Annotated in this window: 5 protein-coding genes and 1 pseudogene; 4 read left to right on the top strand and 2 right to left on the bottom strand. The window is 73.9% G+C overall.

Annotated elements, in window-relative coordinates:
- From ABZ914_RS42520 to ABZ914_RS42510, 3 genes and pseudogenes are all read left to right on the top strand, one after another.
- A pseudogene (locus tag ABZ914_RS42520) lies at nt 1–242 on the top strand (PLP-dependent aminotransferase family protein); the annotation flags it as partial.
- Between the two features lie 105 nt (nt 243–347).
- Entirely contained in the window at nt 348–1,994 is a 1,647-nt protein-coding gene (locus ABZ914_RS42515; RefSeq protein ID WP_500200441.1) for an ABC transporter ATP-binding protein/permease, read from the top strand.
- A gap of 83 nt (nt 1,995–2,077) precedes the next feature.
- Entirely contained in the window at nt 2,078–3,520 is a 1,443-nt protein-coding gene (locus ABZ914_RS42510; protein ID WP_500200439.1) for an aminotransferase class V-fold PLP-dependent enzyme, read from the top strand.
- 16 nt (nt 3,521–3,536) lie between these two features.
- Here ABZ914_RS42510 and ABZ914_RS42505 read toward each other — a convergent pair whose 3' ends face one another.
- Together ABZ914_RS42505 and clsA are read right to left on the bottom strand one after the other, a co-directional pair.
- Nucleotides 3,537–6,035 (bottom strand): sugar phosphate nucleotidyltransferase, encoded by a 2,499-nt coding sequence (locus ABZ914_RS42505; RefSeq protein WP_387019160.1) that lies wholly within the window; start codon nt 6,033–6,035, stop codon nt 3,537–3,539.
- The gene (clsA, locus tag ABZ914_RS42500) at nt 6,032–6,703 is read right to left on the bottom strand and encodes a cardiolipin synthase ClsA (protein ID WP_500200436.1); all 672 of its coding nucleotides are present in this window, start codon (nt 6,701–6,703) and stop codon (nt 6,032–6,034) included. The genes ABZ914_RS42505 and clsA overlap by 4 nt, the downstream gene beginning before the upstream one ends.
- 136 nt (nt 6,704–6,839) lie before the next feature.
- On the opposite strand from clsA, the gene ABZ914_RS42495 reads away from it, so the two are divergent.
- Nucleotides 6,840–7,373 carry an NUDIX hydrolase gene (locus ABZ914_RS42495; protein WP_500200435.1) on the top strand — a complete coding sequence of 178 codons (534 nt, stop codon included), beginning with the start codon at nt 6,840–6,842 and terminating at the stop codon, nt 7,371–7,373.
- Nucleotides 7,374–7,443 lie beyond the last annotated feature (70 nt).

Genomic DNA, 7,443 nt, shown 5'->3' with positions numbered 1-7,443 from the left:
CCGGCACGTACTTCTGCTGGTGGGAGCGGCCCGCGCCGTGGCGGGCGGAGACGTTCGTGGCCGCGGCGGCGCGCGGGGGCATCGCCTTCACGCCCGCCGCGCCGTTCGTGGTCGGCGGCGCCGCCGCGCCGCGGGCGGTGCGGTTCGGCCTGGCGTCGCCGCCGGAGGACGTCCTCGCCAGGGCCCTGGACGTGCTGGCGGAGATCGCGGGCGGCACGCCCGACGACGCCCCCGTGGGCTGACGGCCGGCCGGGGGCGGGCGGGGATCCGCCTCTGGACTCCGCGCCCGGCGTCGTTCATGTTCTTCTGGGGGCGGCCGCGCCCTCCGGAGGGGATGGGGGCGTGACGTGATCGAGGTGCGCGGGGTCGGGCAGCGGGTGGACGGCGGGCGCCGCACGCTGCGGGACGTGTCGCTGACGATCGGCGCCGGCGAGCTCGTGGCGATCATCGGGGGCAGCGGCGCCGGCAAGACGACGCTGCTGGACGCGATCGCCGGGGTCCGGCCGCCCGCCGAGGGCGAGGTGCGCCACGAGGCCGGCGGCGGATCGCTCGGATACGTGCCGCAGGACGACATCGTCCACAAGGAGCTGCCGCTGCGCCGCACCCTCCGGTACGCGGCGGGCCTCCGGCTGCCCGCCGGCACGCCGCCGGAGGACGCCGAGAAGGCCGTGGACGACGTGCTGGACGCGCTGGCCCTCGCCGACCGGGCCGGGCAGCGCGTCGGCCGACTGAGCGGCGGCGAGCGCAAGCGCGCCAGCATCGCGGTCGAGCTGCTCACGCGGCCGCGGGTGTTCTTCCTCGACGAGCCGACGTCGGGCCTCGACCCGGCCACGGCCGCCGACCTGATGCGGCTGCTGCGGGGCCTCGCCGACGCGGGGACGACCGTCGTCATGACGACGCACCACCCGCCGGACGTCGCGGTGTGCGACCGGGTGGCGGTGCTGGCGCCGGACGGGCGGCTGGCGTTCTACGGCCCGCCGGAGGAGGCGCTGGAGGAGTTCGGGGCCGCCTCGGTCGACGAGATCTACCTGCGGCTCGCGAGCGCGGCGGAGGGTGACTGGGGCGCCCGGTTCCGGCGTCCCGGCCGCGAGGGGACGGTGCCTGGTCCCGGCGTCGGCGCGCTGCGCCAGTGGGCGCTGCTGACACGGCGCAACCTGGACCTGCTGGCGGGGAACCGGCTGACGCTCGCCGTGCTGGCGGGGTCGCCGGTCATGGTGCTGGCGATGTTCGCGGTGCTGTTCCGCCCGGGCGCGTTCGCGCCGGAGTCGCCGAGCCCGGGCGCGACCGTGATGATCCTCTTCTGGATCGCGTTCGGCGGGTTCTTCTTCGGGCTGACCTACGGGCTGCTGCAGATCTGCACCGAGCTGCCGGTGCTGCGGCGGGAGCGGCTGACCGGGCTGCGGATCGGGCCGTACGTGCTGGCGAAGGCGGCCGTGCTGCTGCCGCTGCTGGCGGCGGTGGACGCGCTGATGCTCGGGGTGCTGCGCGGGCTCGACCGGCTGCCGGCGACGGGCTGGCGGACGTACGGGGAGCTGTTCGCCACGCTGCTGCTGTGCTCGGTGGCGGCGCTGGCGCTCGGGCTGCTGGTGTCGGCGGCGGTGACCGACCCGGCGCAGGCGACGATGGCCCTGCCGATGCTGTGCTTCCCGCAGGTGCTGTTCGTCGGCGCGATCCTGCCCGTCCCGGTGATGGCGGCGCCGGGACGGTGGCTGAGTTACGCGATGTCGAACCGGTGGGCGTTCGAGGGGCTCGGGCACAGCCTGGGCGTCGACCGGCTGTGGGCGTCGGGCCGGTCGCCGCTGGGGCCGCCGCTGCTGGCCTCCTACGGCGGCACGTTCTCCCGGGCCGTGGCCGCCGACTGGGCGATCCTCGCCGGGTTCTCGGCGCTCTTCCTGGCGGGGACGGCCGCCGTCCTCGCCCGCCGTACGCGGCCGTCCGCGGACGGCCCGTCCCCTCGCGCCGGAAAACCGCCAAACACGGCCATCAAGTCCTGAACAGGTCAGCACTCCCCCTTGCACGCCGTTCTCCGATTTTGGACCGTTCTTAGAGGAGGATGCGGCTTTGTACGCGGGGGAGCATGATGTCCGCTTCAACCGATTCCTGGGCGGCGGGGGCGACGCCCGGCACCGACGCCGAGTACGCCTCGACGAGCCGGCTGGACGACCTCAGGGCCGCCGAGTACGGCCATCTCGACGCGAACGGCCAGACCTACCTGGACTACACGGGCGCGGGCGTGGCGGCCGACGCGCAGATCCGCGCGCACGCCCGGCGGCTCACCGGGCACTGCTACGGCAACCCGCACTCGGAGAACCCGACGTCCAGCGCGTCCACCGAACTCGTCGAGCGGACCCGCGCGGCGATCCTCGGCTTCTTCAACGCCTCGCCCGACGAGTACGACGTGATCTTCACGCCGAACGCGACCGGCGCGTGCCGGCTGGTCGGCGAGGCCTACCCGTTCGGACGCGGCTCCCGGCTCGTCCTCACCGGCGACAACCACAACTCGGTCAACGGCATCCGCGAGTTCGCCCGCGCGCGCGGCGCGCAGGTGGTCAACGTGCCCGTCCGCGGGGCCGAGCTGCGCGTCCCCGACGACGACGTTCGCGGCGCCCTCTCCCGCCGCCGCGGGCTGCTCGTCTACCCTGCGCAGAGCAACTTCACGGGCGTCCAGCACCCCCTGGAGTGGGTCGACCTCGCGCACGCGCACGGGTACGACGTCCTCCTTGACGCGGCCGCGTTCGTCCCCGCGAACCGCCTGGACCTCAGCCGGACGCGGCCCGACTTCGTCCCGGTGAGCTGGTACAAGGTGTTCGGCTACCCGACCGGCGTCGGCGCCCTGGTCGCGCGGCGCACGGCGCTCGCCCGGCTGCACCGCCCGTGGTTCGCGGGCGGCACGATCCAGGCGGTCAGCGCGCTCGGCGGCTGGCACGTCCCGGCCCCCGACGAGACGGCCTTCGAGGACGGCACCCTGAACTTCCTGTCGATCCCGGACGTGGAGTTCGGCATCCGGTGGATCGAGGACATCGGCATCGACCTGGTCCACCGCCGGGTCGCCCGCCTCACCTCGTGGCTGCTGCACCGCCTGACCGGGCTGCGGCACGGCGCGGGCTCCGCCATGGTCCGCGTGTACGGCCCCACCGGCACGGACCGGCGCGGCGGCACCGTCGCGTTCAACGTCCTGGACCCGCGGGGCCGGATCGTGGACGAGCGGATCATCGCCCGCGACACCGCCGCCGCCGGGATCTCCGTCCGCACCGGCTGCTTCTGCAACCCGGGCGCCGGGGAGGGCGCCTTCCGCATCTCCGAGCAGGCCCTGCGCGACCGGCGGACGCTGCGCGGCGGCATGCGCACGCTCGACGAGTACCTCGACCTGCTCCACCTGCCGAGCGGCGGCGCCGTCCGCGCCTCGCTCGGCCTGGTCTCCGACGTCGGCGACGTCGAGCGGCTCGTCTCGTTCCTGGAGGAGGCCTACGGCGACCGGGAGCCCGACGCGAGGGGCCTCAAGCCCCGCGAGCGCTGCTGAAGCGCCGCACGGCGCGCTACGAGCCCGCGCGTTCCACCACGACGGCCCACTCCTCCAGCAGCTCCTGCGCGGCGTCGGCGTCCGGGCCCTCGGCCCACAGGTGCGTGACGGCCTCCGCCGGGTCGGGCAGGACGAGCACCCAGCCGCCGTCGTCCCCCACCACGCGGACCCCGTCGGTGGTGTCGAGGGTGCGACTCCCGGCGGCCTCCACGACGTGCCGCATGACGCTCCCCTTCGCCGCCCACGGCGTCGGGACGGACCGGCGCAGCAGGTGCGCGACGGGGATGCGCCGGTCGATCTGCGACAGCGTCAGCCGCGTCCGCGCGACGAGCCCGACCAGCCGGACGAACGCCGCGATCCCGTCCACGGTGCCGCTGAACTCCGGCATCAGGAACCCGCCCCGGCCGTCCCCCGCGAAGATCACGTCGGGGCGCGCGGCGGCCTTGGTCAGCACGTCCTGCGAGGTCGAGGTCCACTCCACCTGGACGCCGTGGAACCGGCAGACCTGCTCGGCCACCCGGGTCGTGGTCACCGGAAGCGCGACCCGGCCGCCGCGCCGCTCCGCCGCGACCAGGTCCAGCATCACCAGCAGGGCACGGTCGTCGGCCACCAGCTCACCGTTCTCGTCCACCAGCGAGATCCGCTCGCCGACCGGGTCGAACCGGACGCCGAACGCGGCCCGCGACGACGACACCAGCGCGCCGAGCCGCTCCAGGTCGCGCATCCGCTCGGGCAGCGTCTCGGTCGGGTTCGCCTCGTCCAGCGCGTTGTTGCGGGTCAGCACCTCCACCCCGACGCGGCCGAGCAGGCTCGGCAGCACCAGCGACGCGACACCGCCCGCGCAGTCGAGCACGATCTTCAGCCCGGCCTCGCGGACGCCGCTGATGTCGATGCGGTCCAGCAGGTCGCGGGTGTAGGTCTCCACCACCCGCGGCGGGTAGGTCAGCTCGGCGATCTCGCCGGGGAACGCGCGCCGGTACTCCTGCCGCCCGAACACCCGCTCCAGCTTGCGCTGCGCGGCCTGCGACAGGTCAGCGCCGTCCGGGTCGAGGAAGATGATGTCGACGCCCTGGGTCTCGCCGTACGTGGTGCGGATGTAGATGCCGCCCGCGCAGTCCTCGCGGCCGGTCTCGAACCGGGCGACGGTCAGCGGCGTCGCCTCCAGGTCCTGCACGTTGATCGCGCTGGCGGTCAGCGCGCTGATCACCGCGCGCTTGAGCGTCCGGGCGGCGCGCGAGACGTCCCGGCCGGTGACGACCGTGGTGCCCTTCTTCAGCGTGGTCGCGTACGCGCTGGCCAGCCGCACCGCCAGCTCCGGCGTGATCTCCACGTTGACCAGCCCGGAGACGCCGCGCGGCCCGAACAGGTTGCGCTGCCCGCGCGACTCCCAGATCACGCTGGTGTTGACGACCGCGCCCGCCTCGATCGTCTTGAACGGGTACACCTTCACACCGCTGGAGACGTACGCCTCCGCCTCGATGACGCACTCGTCCCCGACGATCGCGCCCTCCTCGACGCGGGCGCCCGCCATGATGTCGGTGTTCTTGCCGACCACGCAGCCGCGCAGGTTCGTCGACGGCGCGACGAACACGTTGTCGTGGACGATCGCGCGGTGCAGGAACGCGCCCTCCTTCACCACGACGTTGCTGCCGAGCACGGTGTACTCGCGCAGCTCGACGCCGGCCTCGACCTTCGCGTAGTCGCCGATGTAGAGCGGGCCCTTCAGCACGGCCTCCGCGTCCACCTCGGCGCCCTCGGCGACCCACACGCCCGGCGACATCTCGAACCCGTCCAGCTCGATGCCGACCTGCCCGGACAGCATGTCGGCCTGCGCCTTCAGGTAGCTCTCGTGGGTGCCGACGTCCTCCCAGTAGCAGTCCGCCACGTACCCGTACAGCGGCGCGCCCTCCGCCAGCAGCTTGGGGAACACGTCGCCGGACCAGTCGACGACCTCGCCCGCCGCGACGTGGTCGAGCACCTCGGGCTCCATCACGTAGATGCCGGTGTTGACGGTGTCGGAGAACACCTGCCCCCACGTCGGCTTCTCCAGGAACCGCTGGATCCGGCCCTCGTCGTCCACGATGATGATCCCGAACTCCAGCGGGTTCGGGACGCGCTTGAGGCCGATGGTGACGAGGGCGCCGTTGCGCTCGTGGAAGCGCACCATGTCGGTCAGGTCGATGTCGGTCAGCGCGTCGCCGGAGATCACCAGGAACCGGTCGTCGCGCAGCGCCGCCTCGGCGTTCTTCACGCTGCCCGCGGTGCCGAGCGGCACCTCCTCGGTCGCGTAGCTCAGCGACATGCCGAGCTCCTCGCCGTCGCCGAAGTAGTTGCGGATCAGCGCCGCCAGGAACTGCACCGTGACGACGGTCTCGCTGAACCCGTGCTTCTTCAGCAGCCGCAGCACGTGCTCCATGATCGGCCGGTTGACGAGCGGCAGCAGCGGCTTGGGCTGGTTGGCGGTCATCGGACGCAGCCGCGTCCCCTCGCCACCCGCCATCACGACGGCCTTCATCGGGGGGTCTCAGCTCCCTTCTGCTCGCCGGCCGGGGGCCGCGCGCCCGGACCGGGCGCGCCGTCGGGTGGCGCGCCGCGGCCGGCCAGCACCAGTTGCCGCGTCTGCGCCCAGTACAGGACGGCCGCCCACCAGTACAGCGCCGTCCCCCAGATGGCGAAGGACCACCCGATCACCTTCGCCGTGGTGCCCGCCGCCCCGTCATGGTCGCCCAGCAGCAGCAGCGGGAAGGCGTACAGCAGGCACAATGTGCCCGTCTTGCCGATGAAGTGCACGGGAAGCGTCCCGCCGTACCCGAGCCGCCGCACGATCGGCGCGATCGGGGTGATCGCCAGCTCGCGCGCGACCAGCGCGACCAGCAGCCACAGCGGGATGATGTCGCGGATCGTCAGGCCGACGAGCGTCGCGAAGATGTACAGCCGGTCGGCGGCCGGATCCAGGAGCATGCCGAGCTTGCTGGTCTGGTTCAGCGCCCGCGCGAGCTTGCCGTCCAGCCAGTCCGACAGGCCGGCGAACACCAGCAGCCCGAGCGCCCACCAGTCCTGCTCGACCAGCACCAGCCACAGGAAGAACGGGACTCCGACGAGCCGCGCCAGGCTGAGCATGTTCGGCACCGTGAAGATCCGGTCCCGCGCCGCCTCCGGCGCCCTGCCGGCCTCAGTGCTCACCGCTTGCGCTCCCCTCCCTGACAGCGCCCTCCGGGCGATGGCCCCGGGGCCTGGGCCCGCCCCCCGGCGGTCGCGCCGTCCCCCTTGATCCTGACCCTACCGGTAAGGCTTTGAAAGCCCCCGATAGCGTCCGGCCATGCGATGGACGGTGCACGGCGAGAGATCGATCTACGACAGCCCCTGGATGGACGTGCGGCTGGCCGACGTGGAACTGCCGGACGGGCGGCGCTTCGACCACCATCTCGTGCGGGTGCGGCCCGCCGCGGGCGTGGCGGCGGTCGACGGCGCGGGCCGCGTGCTGCTGATCTGGCGGCACCGGTTCATCACCGGCGCCTGGGGCTGGGAGGTCCCGGGCGGCCGGGTCGAGGACGGCGAGGACCCGGCGGAGGCGGCGGCGCGCGAGCTGGTCGAGGAGACCGGGTACCGCGCCGGGCCGCTGGAGCACGTCGTGGCGGTGCGCCCGTCGCCGGGGCTGCACGACGGGATCCACCACATCTTCCGGGCGGACGGCGCCGAGCGGATCGGCGAGCCGACCGACGTGGAGGCGGAGCGGATCGAGTGGGTGCCGCTGTCGTCGGTCCCGGAGCTGGCCGCGCGCGGCGAGATCGGGTCCGGCTCGACCCTGGCGGGCCTGCTCCTGCTGCACGCCCGGACGCTCAGCGGGGGGTGACCGGCGCCTCCCCGGACGGCACGTCCGGGGGCGTGCCGTCCTGGAGGGCGGCCGGGAAGACGGCGGTGAC

This window comes from Spirillospora sp. NPDC046719, assembly GCF_040645715.1.
In the GTDB taxonomy this organism is placed as follows: Bacteria; Actinomycetota; Actinomycetes; order Streptosporangiales; family Streptosporangiaceae; genus Spirillospora.
The sequence above is the reverse complement of the archived record's forward strand: the minus strand, read 5'-3'. Positions and strand labels throughout refer to the sequence as shown.